Source organism: uncultured Methylobacterium sp., from assembly GCF_964251405.1.
GTDB lineage: Bacteria > Pseudomonadota > Alphaproteobacteria > Rhizobiales > Beijerinckiaceae > Methylobacterium.
The window spans coordinates 27,123-42,675 of record NZ_CAXUJR010000024.1 but is presented as its reverse complement, the minus strand read 5'-3'; the positions used below and the strand labels follow the sequence as shown (position 1 = coordinate 42,675).

Genomic DNA, 15,553 nt, shown 5'->3' with positions numbered 1-15,553 from the left:
ACGTCCATCTCGCTGAGCCGCGGCGCCGCTCGGTCCTTGTCCGAGAGCTGCGCCTCGGCCGGCGTCACCGGCCAGTCGATGGCGAGGTCCGGATCGTCCCAGGCGATCGCCCGGTCGTGCTCCCGGCTGTAATACGCATCGACCTTGTAGGCGATCATGGTGTCCGGCTCGAGGGTGCAGAACCCGTGCGCGAAACCCGCCGGCACGAACAGCTGCTCGCCCCCCGCCGCATCGAGGCGCACCGCGACATGACGGCCGAAACTGGGCGATCCGCGCCGCAGATCGACAGCGACGTCGAGGATGCTACCCGCAAGCACCCGCACGAGCTTGGCCTGCGCCGCTGGGCGGAGCTGGAAATGCAGGCCTCGGATCGTCCCCTTGGGAACGGAGAAGGACTGGTTGTCCTGAACGAAGTCGTTGGCGATGCCGCTCGCCGCCAGCAGGTCCGCCCGGAAGGTTTCCGAGAACCAGCCGCGTGCGTCGCCATGGCGGACCGGCACGACGCGCTTGACCGCCGGAATCTCGGTTTCGATCACCCGCATCGTTTTCCGCTCGCTCGCCGTCGCATCGGCCGCCTTCTCGTGGACTTCGATCTGTGCCGTCAAGTGCGGGCGCCCGCCTCCCGGCCGACCCTCGGACTGCGACATTCGTCCAGGATCGGGCAAAGAACGAATACCGTATTCATTTCAACGGTCTAACGGTCCGTCATCGGGTCGGCTTTCGCTCAGGACCCGCTCCACTTTTGGAACCGATGCTGTATCGTCGCCGGCAATGAACCCGGACGGGCCATGATGGCACCGCGCCGGAATGTGAGGAGGAACGAGACTTGAGATCGACACGACGCGCCCACCTGCTTCTTGCGGCCACGCTGCTCACCCCCTTGTTGATGACTACCGCCGCCTTGGCGCAGAAGGCCGGCGACCCCAGCGGCCTCTGGCTCACCGAGACCGGAGATTCCAAGATCAAGCTCGCCCGTTGCGGCGGCGGCTTCTGCGGCACCATCGCGACCACGTCGGGCATTGGCCTTGATGCCAACAACCCGGAGGCGTCGCTGCGCTCCCGCAGCCTCATCGGCGTCCGCATCCTGAACGCCAACGCGGCGACCTCGGACGGCTACGAGGGCTCGCTCTACAACCCCAAGGACGGCAAGACCTATTCGGGAACCCTGAAGATCAAGGGGCCCAACGCTGTCGAGGTCGCGGGCTGCGTCATGGGCGTGTTCTGCAAGCGCCAGACCTGGACGCGGGTGAACTGACCGTTCGATCGACCGGTCCTCGCCGTCAAGCGGCGGCGAGGGCCTCGGCGATCGCCGACAGGGCGGCTTCGGCGCCGGCCCCGTTGGGGCCGCCCGCCTGAGCCATGTCGCGGCGCCCGCCGCCGCCCTTGCCGCCGAGATGGTCGGCACCCGCCCGGACGAGCGCCACCGCGTCATGGGATCCGGTGAGGTCGGCGGTGACCCCGACCACGAGCCCGGCCTTGCCGTCGGCGGAGATCCCCACCAGGGCGACGACGCCCGATCCGAGCCGGGTCTTGCCCTCGTCGGCGAGGCTCTTGAGGTCGCGCAGCTCCACGCCCTCCACGACCCGCGCCAGCAGCTTCACGCCGCCGATCTCGCGGATCTCGCTCGCGGCCCCACCGGAGCCCGCGCCCATCGCCAGCTTCTTGCGCGAATCGGTGAGCTCGCGGTCGAGACGCCGGCGCTCCTCGATCAGGCCGGCGAGGCGGTCGGGCACTTCCGAGACCGGAGCCTTGAGGAGGCCGGCGATCTGGCCGAGCGTCCGGCTCTCCTGGCCGCGATGGCGGCGGGCCGCGTGAGCCGTCATCGCCTCGATGCGGCGCACGCCCGCCCCGACGGCACTCTCGCCGACCACGGAGATCAGGCCGATATCGCCGGTGCGGGCCGCGTGGGTGCCGCCGCACAGCTCGATCGAGAAGGCCGGCAGGCGGCCGCCCTCGACCGGCGTGCCGTCGTCGGCGACGGGCACGCCCATCGAGACGACCCGGACCTCGTCGCCGTATTTCTCGCCGAAGAGCGCGCGGGCACCTGATTCCACGGCCTCGTCCTGGGCCATCAGCTTGGTGACGACGGGGGTGTTCTGCAGGAGCACGGCATTGGCGATCTCCTCCACCGCGCGGATCTCGGCCTCGTCCATGGGCTTCGGGTGGCTGAAATCGAAGCGCAGGCGGTCGGGCGAGACCAGCGAGCCCTTCTGGGCGACGTGGTCGCCCAGCACCTGACGCAGGGCTTCGTGCAGGAGGTGGGTCGCCGAATGGTTGGCGCGGATCGCGGCGCGGCGGGCGTGATCGACGGACAGCTCGACCGCCTGGCCCAGCGCGAGCCGGCCTTCCTCCACGGTGACGTGATGGACGAAGAGGTCTCCGAGCATCTTCTCGGTGGCGGTGACGCGGACCTTGAGCCCCGTCGCGGACATCCACCCGGTATCGCCGACCTGGCCGCCGGATTCGGCGTAGAACGGCGTCTGGTTGACGAGGACGAGGCCGGTCTCGCCGGCCGACAAGGCCGGGGCCTCGGCGCCCTCGCGCAGGAGCGCCGTGACGATCCCCTCGGCGGCTTCCGTCTCGTAGCCGAGGAACTCGGTGGCGCCGACGCGCTCCTTGACGCCGTACCAGACGGTCTCTGTCGCCGCCTCGCCGGAACCCGACCAGGCGGCGCGGGCGGCGTTGCGCTGGCGCTCCATCGCCAGGCCGAAGGCGTCGGTGTCGACGCCGATACCGCGGGCTTTAAGCGCATCCTGCGTCAGGTCGAGGGGGAAGCCATAGGTGTCGTAGAGCGTGAAGGCGGTCTCGCCCGAGAGGTTCTGCCCGGCCGAGAGGTCGCGGCTCTCCGCGTCCAGGATCGCGAGGCCGCGCTCCAGGGTGCGGCGGAAGCGGGTCTCCTCCAGCCGAAGGGTCTCGGTGATCAGGCTCTCGGCCCGCGTCAGCTCGGGATAGGCCTGGCCCATCTCGCGCAGCAGCGTCGGCACAAGTCGGAACATCACCGGCTCGCGCGAGCCCAGCAATTCGAGGTGGCGCATGGCTCGGCGCATGATCCGGCGCAGGACGTAGCCGCGGCCCTCGTTGCCCGGCAGCACGCCATCGGCGACGAGGAACGAAGAGGCGCGCAGGTGATCGGCGATGACCCGGTAGGAGGCGACCGTGGCACGCTCCGGGGGACGTCCGACTGCGTGGCTGACCGCATCGATGAGCGCCCGGAACAGGTCGGTGTCGTAGTTGCTGGTCACGCCCTGGAGGATGGCGGCCATCCGCTCCAGGCCCATGCCGGTATCGATGGACGGGCGCGGCAGGGCGAGGCGCTTGCCCGGCTCGACCTGCTCGTACTGCATGAAGACGAGGTTCCAGAACTCGAGGAAGCGGTCGCCATCCTCGTCCGGGCTGCCGGGCGGCCCGCCCTGGAGCGTCGGTCCCTGGTCGATGAAGATCTCCGAGCACGGGCCGCAGGGGCCGGTATCGCCCATCTGCCAGAAGTTGTCGGAGGTGCCGATGCGGATGATCTTGTCGTCCGAGAACCCGGCGATCTTCTTCCAGAGTTCGGCGGCCTCGTCGTCGTCGGCATAGACGGTGACGAGCAGGCGGTCCTTCGACAGCCCGAACTCCCTGGTGATCAGGTTCCAGGCGAACTCGATCGCCTCCGGCTTGAAATAATCGCCGAAGGAGAAGTTGCCGAGCATCTCGAAGAAGGTGTGGTGCCGGGCGGTGTAGCCGACATTGTCGAGATCGTTGTGCTTGCCGCCGGCGCGGACGCATTTCTGGGCCGTGGTCGCGCGGCTATAGGGCCGCTTCTCGACGCCGGTGAAGACGTTCTTGAACTGCACCATGCCGGCATTGGTGAACATCAGCGTCGGGTCGTTGCGCGGCACGAGCGACGAGGACGGCAGCGCCTCGTGACCCGCCTTGGCGAAGGTGTCGAGGAAGGTCGACCGGATCTCGTTGACGCCGCTCATCGCAATGGACTCTTGATCATCGCCCGCCAGAGATCGACGTCCCGAACGGGAGCCGTGGTGCGCGGACTGCGTTCGGGCCGTCATAGGCATCAAGCGCGGCCAAGTCACGCTTTGCGCGCAACCGGTTTCGCGTCCCGGGGGAGCCGGGTTAGGAACGGGCCGACATCCCGCCTGCCACCTACAGGGTTCACCGCCTCATGCCCGTCGAAATCCGCCTCCTCGCCTGGTCCTGCCTGCTCGGGCTCATCCACGTCATCGCCGCATCCATGAGCGGGGTGCAGCAGCGCGGCGGCTTCGCCTGGGCGTCCGGCAACCGCGAGGGGCGGACACCGGAGGTGACGGGCGCTGCCTCCCGGCTGGAGAAGGCCTCGAAGAACTTCTTCGAGACCTTCCCCATCTTCGCGGCCCTGGTCCTCGCCTGCGTCGCCATCGGCCGCCACAACACGGCGGTGGTCCTCGGAGCGCACCTCTATTTCTGGGCCCGCCTCGTCTACCTGCCGCTCTACGGCTTCGGCATCCCGAAGGTGCGCAGCCTGGTCTGGGTCGTCTCGATCGTCGGCATCCTGCTCGTGATGTGGGGCCTGTTCATCAAGATCCTGCCCTACGGCACCTGAGCGAGGTCGCAGGCCCGCCGCACTTGCCGGGCCTGCCCGCAGCCTCATATCGTCGATGTGCAACCGCCCCGGCGAGAGTGGCGGACTTGTCAGGGAGACTTCCATGCGATCGGTCCTATCGGCCACGCTGCTGGCCGGCATCGCCGTCTGTGCGGCAGCATACGGTGTCCTCGGGCAGGGGGCGGCGCCCGCCGAGACGAAATCCAAGGCCGATTCCCTCGAGAAGCTGACGGGGATGCAGAGCACCGGCACCGCCGAGGCGCCGGAGATCCCGCAGACCGGCCGGCGCGCCGACGCGCTGCGCCGGACGCTGGCCAAGATCAAGCTGCCCGAGGGCTTTCGGATCGACCTCTACGCCATCGTGCCGGATGCGCGCTCCATCGCGGTGGGCCCCAATGCCGGGGTGCTGTTCGTCGGCACCCGCAAGAGCAAGGTCTACACGGTCACGGACCGGGACAAGGACCGGGTCGCCGATGAGGTCCGGGCCTTCGCGCCGGGAATCGATTTCAAGATCCCCAACGGCGTCTGCTTCTCGAAGGACGGGGTTCTCACGGTCGTCGAGCAGAACCGGGTGCTGTCCTTCCCGGCCGCCGAGTTCTTCTACGAGGGCCCGGACGTGGCGGCCGGAATCCTCGTCAAGCAAGGCGATCTGATTCCGCCGTCCGAGGAAAGCTACAACCACACCGCGCGCGTCTGCCGCGTGGGGCCGGACGGTAAGACCTACATATCGCTCGGGCAACCCTACAACGTGCCTCCGGCCGACAAGCGCACGCTCTACGAGAAGACCGGCATCGGCGGCATCGTCCGCATGGACGCGGACGGGAAGAACCGCGAGGTCTACGCGACCGGCATCCGCAATTCCGTGGGCATGGATTTCAATCCGGCCGACAAGGCTTTGTGGTTCACCGACAATCAGGTCGACGGCATGGGCGACGACAAGCCGCCGGGCGAACTCAACCGCATTGCCAAAGCCGGCGAGGCGTTCGGCTTCCCCTGGTTCGGCGGCGGACAGGTGCGGACGGTGGAGTACAAGGACGAGACGCCGCCCAAGGAGGTGGTCTTTCCCCAGGCCGAGCTGCCACCCCATGCGGCCGACCTCGGCATGGTGTTCTACATGGGCAAGATGTTCCCGGCCTCCTACCGGGGCGGCATCTTCATCGCCGAGCATGGCTCGTGGAACCGCACGCAGCCGATCGGCGCGCGGTGATGTTCGTCCCCGTCGACAAGGACGGCAAGGCGGGCGCGCCGACACCGTTCGCGGAAGGCTGGCTCACGGGCGACGGCGAATATCTCGGCCGGCCGACGGACGTCGCCGTCCTCCTCGACGGCTCACTCCTCGTCTCCGACGACACCGCCGGCGCGATCTACCGCATCGCGTACGAGGCGAAATAGTCCCGTTCGACATCGACGGGGTGGCCGAGCCGGCCACCCTCATTCGCTCAGACGTTCCGAGACCTGCGAGCACCGATGGCCCGTCATCCCGCCAAGCGAATGATCCTGCCCCTCGTCCTCGTCACGGCCTTGGCATCGTCCGGGGCCGAAGCGGGCGACGCCAAGGCGGGTCGCAAGGTGGCCACCGCCTGCCAGACCTGCCACGGGATGGACGGCCTGTCGAAGCTCCCCGAGGCCCCCAACCTCGCCGGGCAGGTCGAGATCTATCTCGCCAAGGCGCTCGGCGAATACCGGGACGGGACCCGCAAGAACGAGGTCATGAACGTGGTCGCCAAGCCCCTGAGCGACGCGGACATCGCCAATCTCGCGGCGTATTACGCGGCGATCCAGATCGAGGTCCTGCCGCCGGGATAGAGATCGTCTCGATCGTCAGCTCCTGCGAATGACGAAGGCCGCCGGGCATATCGCCCGGCGGCCTTCGTGTCGTCTCGTCCTCGACGACGCGTCCCCATGAGCCGTGCTCGACGGGACGCGGATGTCAGGCCTCGCCCTCGTCGAGGTCGTCGTCGGTGGGCTTGGCGTTCTCGAGGATCTTGTCGGCGAGGATCCCGGAATTCTGCCGGATCGCCGCCTCGATCTTGCCCGCGATCTCGGGGTTGTCCCGCAGGAACCCCTTCGAGTTCTCGCGGCCCTGGCCGAGGCGCTGGCTCGCGTAGGAGAACCACGCGCCCGACTTCTCGACGATGCCGGCCTTGACCCCGAGGTCGATCAATTCGCCGACCTTCGAGACGCCCTCGCCGAACATGATGTCGAACTCGACCTGCTTGAAGGGCGGCGCGACCTTGTTCTTGACGACCTTGACGCGGACCTGGTTGCCGATGGCCTCGTCGCGGTCCTTGAGGGTCGAGATGCGGCGGATGTCGAGGCGCACGGAGGCGTAGAACTTTAGCGCGTTGCCGCCGGTCGTGGTCTCGGGGCTGCCGTACATCACGCCGATCTTCATGCGGATCTGGTTGATGAAGATGACCATGCAGTTCGAGCGCGAGATCGAGCCCGTGAGCTTGCGCAGGGCCTGGCTCATCAGGCGCGCCTGCAGGCCGGGCTGGCTGTCGCCCATCTCGCCCTCGATCTCGGCGCGCGGCGTCAGCGCCGCCACCGAGTCGATCACGAGTACGTCGATGGCTCCCGAGCGGACCAGGGTGTCGGTGATCTCCAGGGCCTGCTCGCCGGTATCGGGCTGCGAGATCAGGAGGTCGTCGAGCTGGACCCCGAGCTTCCGCGCATAGACCGGGTCGAGAGCGTGCTCGGCATCGACGAAGGCGCAGACGCCGCCCTTCTTCTGGGCCTCGGCGATGGTGTGGAGCGCGAGCGTGGTCTTGCCGGAGGACTCGGGCCCGTAGATCTCGATGACGCGGCCGCGCGGCAGGCCGCCGACGCCGAGCGCGATGTCGAGCCCGATGGATCCCGTCGAGACCGTCTCGACCTCCGCGACCTTGTCGTTCTTGCCCAGCCGCATGATCGAGCCTTTGCCGAAGGCGCGTTCGATCTGGGACAAGGCGGCATCGATCGCCTTGGCCTTGTCTTTGTCCACCATCGGAGGTTCCACTATCTTCAGCGCGGGCTGGGCCATTCGTCGGCATCCTTATGCAGGGGGCGGGCGCGGGGCTCAAGGCGCCGCTGCTGCCGATTTTGTACCTGTTTTGTTCTCATCTCGCAAGAGGGATGCAACCGCGGCCGGGCAATTTTTCAACGGGCGATGATCTCCTTCACCGTCTCGACGAGCTGCTTCAGGCTGAAGGGTTTGGGCAGGAAGTTGAAGGTCTCGCCCTCGGGCAGGTTCTTGCGGAAGGCGTCCTCGGCATAGCCGGAGACGAAGATCACCTTCAGGTCGGGCCGGTGCTTGCGAAGCTGACGCAGCAGGGTCGGGCCGTCCATCTCCGGCATCACGACGTCGGAGACCATGAGGTCGATCTCCTGCCCCTCGTCGGCGATGATGCGCAGGGCGTCGAGGCCCGAGGCCGCCTCGAGCACGGTGTAGCCGCGGGCCGAGAGCGCGCGCATGTTCACCGCGCGCACGGGATCCTCGTCCTCCACGAGCAGGATGGTGCCTTGGCCGGTATGATCGGTGGAGGGCTTTCGAACGGGTGGCGCATCGGGCTTCGGCTTGCGATCGCCGGTCGGCGCCGGGAGGTCGAGGGGTCTCGCCGGCGGCAGGGACAGGTCCGCCACCGGCTCGGCGGCAGGCTCGTGGCGCGGGAAGTAGATCCGGAAGGCGGTCCCTTCGCCGATCTTCGACTGCACGTCGATGGTGCCGCCGCTCTGCTTGACGATGCCGAACACCGTCGAGAGGCCGAGCCCGGTGCCCTTGCCGATCTCCTTCGTGGTGAAGAACGGCTCGAAGATCTTGTCCATGACCTCGGCGGGGATGCCCTCGCCGGTATCGAGCACCTCGATGAGGACATGGTCGCCGGCGGGCGCCCCGACGCGGCCCTCGGCATGGCGCTCGTCGCTATGGACGACGTTGGCGGTGCGGATCAGGAGGCGCCCGCCCTCCGGCATCGCGTCGCGGGCGTTCACCGCGAGGTTCACGATGACCTGCTCGAACTGGTTGACGTCGGCCTTGATCGGCCAGACGTCGCGGCCGTGCTTGAGGTCGAGGTCGACGCGCTCGCCGAGCAGGCGCTTCAGGAGCAGCGTCAGGTCGGCGAGGGCCTCGCCCACGTTCATCACCTCCGGACGCAGGGTCTGCCGGCGCGAGAAGGCGAGCAGCTGGCGCACCAAGCTCGCGGCCCGGTTGGCGTTCTGCTTGATCTGCATGATGTCCTGGAAGGCCGGGTCGGTCGGCCTGTGGCTCGCGAGCAGCAGGTCGGAATAGCCGATGATCGCCTGCAGGACGTTGTTGAAGTCGTGCGCGATGCCGCCGGCGAGCTGGCCGACCGTGTCCATCTTCTGGGTCTGGGCGATCTGCTGCTCGAGCTGGCGCTGGGCCGTGGTGTCGAGCGCGTAGAGGATCACGCGCTCGCGCTCGGACTGGGCGGCGGCACGCATTTTGGCGGCGTCTTGGGCAACATCCCTCACGCCATCCGGAGTTGGGCCGGCCTCGGCGGGCGCAGTCCCCTCGCCGCCGGCCGGGCTGAGCCAGACCCGGGCCGAGCGGTTGCCGGTGCCGGCCACCGCCACCTCGATCGGCACCACCTCGGCGAGCCCGCTCACCGCCTTGGCCAGTGCCCCTTCGAGCATCGGCCGGTCGCGCTCGGCGAGGGATTCCCAGATCGTCGGATCGGTGGATTCGCCGTCCGGTTCGGGAGCCTGGCGCGGCATCCCGCCGAAGAGCCGGGCGAAGGAGGCGTTGGCCCGCGCGATGCGCCCGCCGCTGTCGAGGGTGGCGATGGCGATGGGGCTGCTGTTGAGGAACCGCGCCAGCCGGACCTCGGCGGCGCGCTGCGGCTCGTCGCTCTCGGCGCCGGCCGAACGGTTGAGCACGAAGGTCCGCGACGCTCCCGGCTTGGCGTCCTGCCCGAAGGCGACCCGGTGGTAGAGCCGGGCCGGCAGCGGATGGCCGTTGCGCCGGCGCAGGTCCATGTCGAAGCGGTCGGTGCGGACCTCCCCCGGAAGGCCCGCCGCCGCGACGAGGATGTCGGCGCCGGGCGCGATCTCGGCGAGCTGGAGCCCCCCCGAGCCGACCGTGGCGAGGTCGTAGCCGAGCCAGGAGGCCAGCGTCGCGTTCATGTAGACGATGGAGCCGGCCGGGTTGATCGACAGGAAGCCGGCCGGAGCGTGGTCGAGGTAGTCGATGGCGTGCTGGAGTTCCTGGAAGACGTTCTCCTGGCGCTCGCGCTCGTGGGTGATGTCGCTCACCACCCACAGGGTCGCCGGCCGGCGCGACCGTTCGATGGCCCGCACGGCGATGCGGAACCAGGCGAAGCTGCGCCCGGCGGAGGCCTCGGGCGGCGGCGAGAGGCGCACCTCCTCGACATGGCTGCGGCCGTCGCGGGCGGCCTGGGCCAGACGGTAGATCGCCTCCGAGACCTCCGGCGAGCCGACGAAGACGCGCTCCACCGGCAGGAGGCTGCTGAAGCTGTCGCCGCCCGCGATCCGCAGGTAGGTCTCGTTGGCGTAGATGATCCGGCCGCCATCCTCGACCACGATGGCGCCTTCCGGAGCCGCGTCGACGATGCCCTTGGTGATGTCGTCGCGCCCGCCCTGGCCGCTGAACTGGAGCGCGCCGATCGCCAGGGCGAACAGGAAGAACACCCCCGCCATGGCGAGCAGCGCGAGGAGCCCGAGGATCAGCGGCTGGGCCTGGTCGCTCGCCACGAAGGACAGCCCGACGGACGCGCCGACCAGCACGCCGGCCAGCACCAGCAGCAACCCGACCCGGCCCGGCCGTTCGGATCGGTCGATGGCGCTCGATACCGGCGTCGGCCCGCTCAACTCAGACATCCGGCGTCAACCCACTCCACCGCAGGCCACCGGTTAGCGCCCCGGCCAGCGGCCCGGCAAGGGTTTTCCGATGCAAGTCGCGGGAAACTCTCGCGAACGGACGTGAATAAGTCCACGGCGCTTCAGGCGGCACGGCGCCTCAGGCGCATGACGTAGCCGATGACCTCGGCGACCGCGCGGTAATGCTCGGCCGGGATCTCGTCGTCGATCTCCACCGTCGCATGCAGGGCGCGGGCGAGCGGCGGATTCTCCAACACCGGCACGCCGTGCTCGGCCGCGACGGCGCGGATGCGAAGCGCGAGGCTGTCGACGCCCTTGGCGACGCAGATCGGTGCGGCCATCCCGGCTTCGTATCGGAGAGCGACGGCGTAGTGGGTCGGGTTCGTCACGATGACGGTGGCCTCGGGCACGGCGGCCATCATGCGCTTCCTGACGCGCGCGGCCCGGATCTGCTTCATGCGGCCCTTCACCTCGGGGCTGCCCTCGCTCTCCTTGTGCTCCTGCTTGATCTCCTCCTTCGACATCATCAGGCGCTGGCGCCAGCGGTAGCGCTGGTAGAGGGCGTCAGCCAGCGTGATGGCGACGTAGATCGCCAACACCCCGGCCAGGAGCTGCAGCGTCATCGACAGGATCGCCCCGAGCATCGCCGTGGGGTCGAGGCGGACGAAGACCTCGAGCCGGTCGCGCTCGCCCCACAGGATCATTCCGGCGACCACGCCCACGATGGTCAGCTTGGCCAGTCCCTTGAGGAACTGGACCAGGGCCTCCATGCCGAAGATGCGCTTGATCCCCGACATCGGCGAGATCCGCTCGAACTTCAGGCCGATCGCCTCGGTGCTGAACACCGGCGGATGCTGCGCGAAGCCCGAGGCGACCCCTGCCACCATGATGATCCCCGCCGGGATCGCCAGGGCCTGGGCGCAGATGATGAGGCCGCGGATGCCCATCGCCTCGTAGGCATGGGCGTCGGAGGGGACCGCGTGGGCGTTCATCAGGAACCCGCGCATCGAGACCAGCATGGCGTGCGCGATCGGCCCGGCGGCCAGCAGCAGGACCAGGGTGAAGGCGGACAGGATGAAGAAGGTGCTGATCTCGGGGCTGTTGGGGACGTTGCCCTGCTCGATCGCCTTCTCGATCCGTCTCGGGGTCGGGTCTTCGGTCTTGTCTTCCTGCTCTGCGCCCTCGGACACGGCTCAGGCTCCGCGGTTCGGCCGGGCCAGGGTCCCCGCGGAAACAAGCGCTTCGTCTCGCGACGCGAATCCACCGGTCACAGTCCGGTCGATCGAAGCACTTGTTTCCCTGGGAGCCCTCAACGCCCGGTGAGGTCGGCGAGATAGCGGCCGATATCGTCGAGGAAGACGCCCATCATCACGCCGAGGCTGCCGAACAGGACCACCATCCCGATGAGCACCGAGGCCGGCACGGCGACGAAGAACACCTGCATCTGCGGCATCAGGCGCGAGAGCACGCCGAGCCCGAAGTTGAACAGGATGCCGAAGGCGATGAACGGCGCCGAGATCTGCACGGCGAGGCTGAAGCCCCGCGCCACCGCCTTGAGGGCGAGCTGGGCGGCCTCGCCCATCCCGGGCACGCCGACGGGCGGAAGCAGCATGTAGCTGCGCGCGACCCCGTCGAGGGCGAGATGGTGCAGGTCGGTGACCAGGATCAGGGTGATGCCGAGGAGCTGCAGGAAGTTGCCGAGCGCGGCCGCCTGCCCGCCCTGCGTCGGGTCGACCGTCATCGCGTAGGAGAGCCCGAGCTGCTGCGACAGGATCAGGCCCGCGGTCTGCAGGGCGGCGAGCACCATGCGCACCGTCAGGCCCAGCATCAGGCCGATCAGCAACTCGCCGATGAGGAGGGTGATCAGGGCCGTGCCGGCCAGCGCCCCGTTCTCCGTCGGCAGCAGCGGGCGCACCATCGGGAACAGGATCAGGCTGACGAGGAGCGCGAAGGCCAGACGCAGGCGCGGCGAGACCATGTTCTCGCCCAGGCCCGGCATCAGCATGATCAGCGTTCCCACCCGCGCGAAGACGAGCAGGTAGGCCGCCGCGATGCCGGGCAGGAGGAGATTCATGCCCGCTCATAGCATGACCTTGGCATGGCGGTGGGGCCCCACGCGCCTCAGCTCCCGGCGATGATGCGGGCGGCGATGCGAGTCATGTAGCCGGCCAGCGCATCGCCCATGAACGGCAGCATCAGGAGGAGGGCCGCGAAGACCGCCACGATCTTGGGGACGTAGATGAGGGTCTGTTCCTGGATCTGCGTCAGCGCCTGCAGGAGCGACACGACGAGGCCGACGGCGAGGGCCACCAGCATCAGCGGCCCCGCCACCTTGAGGAAGACGAAGATCCCGTCGCGCGCGACGTCAAGGATGGCGAGGCCGGTCATGGTGGGTACAACTCGATTGTCGGATGCGCAGAAGGGTAGTGATTGGGTTCTCCCCTCCCCCTTGCGGGGAGGGGGCAGGGGGTGGGGGTGGTTCCGCTTGCCTCTGACTAAGGGCCGCCTAGCCACCCCCACCTCCAACTCCTCCCCGCAAGGGGGAGGAGAGTCCTGCCGCTAGATCTGCATCCGCATGATCTCCTCGTAGGCCGAGATCACGCGGTCGCGCACGGCGACCAGGGTCTGGATCGCGGTCTCGCTCTCGGCGACCGCGGTGACGACGTCCACGACGTTGGCCTTGCCGCCGGCCACCGAAAGGGCCTGGACGTCGGCGTTGGCGCCCGCGTTCCCGACCTTGTCGAGGGCCGAGGTCAGGAGCGAGGAGAAGCCCGCCTCCGCGCCCGTGGCGGGAGCGACCTTCGGCATCCCGCCCTTGAGGCCGCCGATGTTCTGGATGGCGGCGTAGGCGCCGGCCGCAAAGGCGTTGGTGGCCATCGGGATGGACTTTCGAAAGGAGGAGCCGGATCAGGCCTTGAGGATCTCGAGGGTCTTGGAGATCATCCGCCGGGTCGCGGTGATCATGTTGAGGTTGGCCTCGTAGGAGCGCTGGGCCTCGCGCATGTCCATGTTCTCGATCAGGCCGTTGACGTTGGGCATCCGGATCTCGCCGCGCTCGTTGGCGGCCGGGTTGCCCGGATCGTACTTCGTCCGGAACGGCGCGGTGTCGCGCTGGATGCGGCCGGCCTCGATCACGGTGGCGCCGCTCTCGCGGTCGACCTGCTGGCGGAAGGTCGGGATCTTGCGGCGATAGGGTTCGGCGCCGGGCGAGGAGGGTCCCGAATCGGCGTTGGCGATGTTCTCGGAGATCACCCGCATCCGGCTCGATTGGGCCTTGAGGCCCGAGGCCGCCACGGTCAGGGATTTGAGGAAGTCCACGGCGCGTTCTCCATCGGGTCGAGGTGAGCGAGTAGGGTGGATCAGCGCTTGCCGATGGCGATCTTCAGGGTCTCCATGCTCTTCTGGTAGAGCGTGGCGGCGAGCTGGTAGTCGGCCTGGTTGTCGCCGGCCTTCATCATCTCCTCCTCGAGGTTCACCCCGTTGCCGCTGGGGCGGATCTCGAAGCCCTTGACCCGGCGCGGGTCCGCCCCGGGGCCCTCCGGACCGCCGCCGACCGCGATGTGGGACGGGCTCGTCTGCGCGAGCCCCACGCTTCCGCTCAGCGCTCCCACGGGTTGCGTGAGGTGGACGCCGCGCTGCCCGAGATCGGGGGCGGCGAGGTCGCGGGGCCGGAATCCCGGCATGTCGGCGTTGGCGACGTTCTCGGCCAACAGCTTCTGCCGGGTCTGGTGCCACTGCATGCGGGTCCGCAGCATGCCGAGGATGGGCAGGTCGGTGACGGACACGGCGCGCTCGAAGCCCCCCGCGCACCCGATCGGGTTCGACGCGATGGGCAAAATCTGCCGCCTCCATGGTTAACGGGCGGTTAAGCCTCGGACAGTCAGGCCAGATCCGACCTTGAGGGAGTTCGCTGTTAACGAAGTCTTAACGTTATTGCCCGGCGCCCCACCGGTCGTGATAGTGAGGCGGAGTGTTGCGTCGGGCCTTGATGCCCCCACAGCGAAAGTCATCGGTGTTGCCAGCGTTCTTCGGTTCGGACGGGTCCTTCCCTCTCCAGTTCGCCATCATCTTCGTCGTGATCTTCGCGGTCCTGGCCGCGCTGGTGCTGCTGATCCGGCGTTTCACCGGCCGCGGTCTCGGCTCCGCCACGAAGTCCGGTTCGCTTCCGCGCCAGCCGCGCCTCGGCATCGTCGACGTCTACGAACTCGATCGGCAGCGCCAGCTCATCCTGCTGCGTCGGGACAATGTCGAGCACCTCCTTCTCGTGGGTGGGCCCAACGACGTCGTGGTCGAACGCAACATCAGCCGCAGCCCCTCCGCCCGGTTCGCCGCCGACGAGGCCGTGCCCGAGGAAGACCCGGTCGAGGCAGCGCCGATCTTTCCTCCGCCGCCACCCCGCGAGCCCCCCTTCCCGCTGCGCGAGCCGACCTTCCCACCCCGCGAGGCCGCCCTGCCGGGGCGGGAAACGAAAGTGCCGGAGATCGTCGCAGAACCCCGGGCGATCGACAAACCGTCCCCGACCGAACCGTCCGTGACGATGCCGTTCATGGCGCCACCGCCCCCGCCGAGCTTCGAGCCGCAGTTGCCGTCCGCCGTGCCGCTCCGGGCGGACCGGAACGACGACACCGTGACGGTGCCGGCGGCTGCCCGCCGGGAGCCGCAGCCGGCGCGTATCCTGCGCCGCACGCCGCCCCCCCTCGTCACCATGAAACCTGACGTCGCGTCCGAGCGCAGCCGCGCCTTGGAACCATCCTCCGCGGGGACACACGCCTCGCCGGTGGTCACGACCGCGGAGCCGGATTTCGAAGCCGCCTTCGCCGCCGCCCTGGCGCAACCGGTCCCCGTGCCGACCCCGGCGCCCGAGCCGACCGAGCCCTCGAAGATCGGGAAGGTCGATGACAGGATCCTGTCGGACATGGCGCGCCACCTCGAGGAAGCGCTTCGCCGGCCTTCCGGCGTGACGCCTGCCCCATCCACCGTCACCGTGATCCCCGCCGTCGATCTGGCGCAGGACCCGGCCACGGCAGAGGCGCCGGCCGTCTCCGAGTCCGCGCTCGAGCCCGCGGCCGACATTCCCCTGCCGCCGCCCTCCGTGCCGCAGCCGATCGACGACGAGCCGGCAGAGGAGCCCGCCGAGGAGCC

14 protein-coding genes and 1 pseudogene are annotated in these 15,553 nt (G+C 68.9%); 5 read left to right on the top strand and 10 right to left on the bottom strand.

The window, feature by feature from the left end; genetic code table 11:
* Positions 1–542 (bottom strand): dTDP-4-dehydrorhamnose 3,5-epimerase (gene rfbC / locus ACFE7U_RS06915; RefSeq protein WP_375408998.1); only part of this gene is annotated, 542 nt, incomplete at its 3' end.
* A 344-nt stretch (positions 543–886) separates the two neighbouring features.
* Between rfbC and ACFE7U_RS06910 the strand changes: the two genes are divergently transcribed.
* The gene (locus tag ACFE7U_RS06910) at positions 887–1,255 is read left to right on the top strand and encodes a DUF2147 domain-containing protein (RefSeq protein WP_375408997.1); all 369 of its coding nucleotides are present in this window, start codon (positions 887–889) and stop codon (positions 1,253–1,255) included.
* Positions 1,256–1,280: 25 nt separating this feature from the next.
* On the opposite strand, the gene alaS is transcribed toward ACFE7U_RS06910, so the two are convergent.
* Positions 1,281–3,962, bottom strand: a complete 2,682-nt coding sequence (alaS, locus tag ACFE7U_RS06905) for an alanine--tRNA ligase (protein ID WP_375408992.1) — start codon at positions 3,960–3,962, stop codon at positions 1,281–1,283.
* Between the two features lie 197 nt (positions 3,963–4,159).
* Between alaS and ACFE7U_RS06900 the strand changes: the two genes are divergently transcribed.
* From ACFE7U_RS06900 to ACFE7U_RS06890, 3 genes and pseudogenes are all read left to right on the top strand, one after another.
* A complete protein-coding gene (locus ACFE7U_RS06900) occupies positions 4,160–4,576 on the top strand; it encodes an MAPEG family protein (RefSeq protein ID WP_375408991.1) in 417 nt (138 codons plus the stop codon).
* 103 nt (positions 4,577–4,679) lie between these two features.
* Positions 4,680–5,968, top strand: a pseudogene (locus ACFE7U_RS06895) (PQQ-dependent sugar dehydrogenase).
* A gap of 99 nt (positions 5,969–6,067) precedes the next feature.
* Entirely contained in the window at positions 6,068–6,382 is a 315-nt protein-coding gene (locus ACFE7U_RS06890; RefSeq protein ID WP_375408996.1) for a c-type cytochrome, read from the top strand.
* 124 nt (positions 6,383–6,506) lie between these two features.
* Here ACFE7U_RS06890 and recA read toward each other — a convergent pair whose 3' ends face one another.
* The 8 genes from recA to flgB all read right to left on the bottom strand — a co-directional run bounded on the left by recA (position 6,507) and on the right by flgB (position 14,196).
* Positions 6,507–7,562: a recombinase RecA gene (gene recA, locus ACFE7U_RS06885; protein WP_375408990.1), complete on the bottom strand. Its 1,056-nt coding sequence runs from the start codon at positions 7,560–7,562 to the stop codon at positions 6,507–6,509.
* 152 nt (positions 7,563–7,714) lie between these two features.
* A complete protein-coding gene (locus ACFE7U_RS06880) occupies positions 7,715–10,411 on the bottom strand; it encodes a response regulator (RefSeq protein WP_375408989.1) in 2,697 nt (898 codons plus the stop codon).
* Positions 10,412–10,533: 122 nt separating this feature from the next.
* Positions 10,534–11,601, bottom strand: coding sequence for a flagellar biosynthesis protein FlhB (gene flhB / locus ACFE7U_RS06875; protein WP_375408988.1), 1,068 nt, complete (start codon positions 11,599–11,601; stop codon positions 10,534–10,536).
* A gap of 119 nt (positions 11,602–11,720) precedes the next feature.
* A complete protein-coding gene (fliR, locus tag ACFE7U_RS06870) occupies positions 11,721–12,485 on the bottom strand; it encodes a flagellar biosynthetic protein FliR (protein WP_375408987.1) in 765 nt (254 codons plus the stop codon).
* A gap of 47 nt (positions 12,486–12,532) precedes the next feature.
* A complete protein-coding gene (gene fliQ / locus ACFE7U_RS06865; RefSeq protein ID WP_375408986.1) occupies positions 12,533–12,799 on the bottom strand; it encodes a flagellar biosynthesis protein FliQ in 267 nt (88 codons plus the stop codon).
* 171 nt (positions 12,800–12,970) lie between these two features.
* Positions 12,971–13,288 (bottom strand): flagellar hook-basal body complex protein FliE, encoded by a 318-nt coding sequence (gene fliE / locus ACFE7U_RS06860; RefSeq protein ID WP_375408985.1) that lies wholly within the window; start codon positions 13,286–13,288, stop codon positions 12,971–12,973.
* A 30-nt stretch (positions 13,289–13,318) separates the two neighbouring features.
* On the bottom strand, positions 13,319–13,729 hold the full coding sequence (gene flgC / locus ACFE7U_RS06855) for a flagellar basal body rod protein FlgC (protein WP_375408984.1): 411 nt from the start codon (positions 13,727–13,729) through the stop codon (positions 13,319–13,321).
* Between the two features lie 41 nt (positions 13,730–13,770).
* Entirely contained in the window at positions 13,771–14,196 is a 426-nt protein-coding gene (flgB, locus tag ACFE7U_RS06850) for a flagellar basal body rod protein FlgB (RefSeq protein WP_375408983.1), read from the bottom strand.
* 227 nt (positions 14,197–14,423) lie between these two features.
* Here flgB and ACFE7U_RS06845 point away from each other — a divergent pair.
* Positions 14,424–15,553, top strand: a 1,130-nt coding sequence (locus tag ACFE7U_RS06845) for a hypothetical protein (RefSeq protein ID WP_375408982.1), incomplete at its 3' end; no start/stop codon positions are given.

Excerpts from the sequence above, each read along its gene's own strand:
- ACFE7U_RS06900 (WP_375408991.1), top strand. The coding sequence starts at position 4,160 with ATGCCCGTCGAAATCCGCCTCCTCGCCTGGTCCTGCCTGCTCGGGCTC.
- ACFE7U_RS06880 (WP_375408989.1), bottom strand. The coding sequence starts at position 10,411 with ATGTCTGAGTTGAGCGGGCCGACGCCGGTATCGAGCGCCATCGACCGA.
- alaS (WP_375408992.1), bottom strand. The coding sequence starts at position 3,962 with ATGAGCGGCGTCAACGAGATCCGGTCGACCTTCCTCGACACCTTCGCC.
- fliE (WP_375408985.1), bottom strand. The coding sequence starts at position 13,288 with ATGGCCACCAACGCCTTTGCGGCCGGCGCCTACGCCGCCATCCAGAAC.
- fliQ (WP_375408986.1), bottom strand. The coding sequence starts at position 12,799 with ATGACCGGCCTCGCCATCCTTGACGTCGCGCGCGACGGGATCTTCGTC.
- ACFE7U_RS06910 (WP_375408997.1), top strand. The coding sequence starts at position 887 with ATGACTACCGCCGCCTTGGCGCAGAAGGCCGGCGACCCCAGCGGCCTC.
- fliR (WP_375408987.1), bottom strand. The coding sequence starts at position 12,485 with ATGAATCTCCTCCTGCCCGGCATCGCGGCGGCCTACCTGCTCGTCTTC.
- ACFE7U_RS06890 (WP_375408996.1), top strand. The coding sequence starts at position 6,068 with ATGATCCTGCCCCTCGTCCTCGTCACGGCCTTGGCATCGTCCGGGGCC.
- recA (WP_375408990.1), bottom strand. The coding sequence starts at position 7,562 with ATGGTGGACAAAGACAAGGCCAAGGCGATCGATGCCGCCTTGTCCCAG.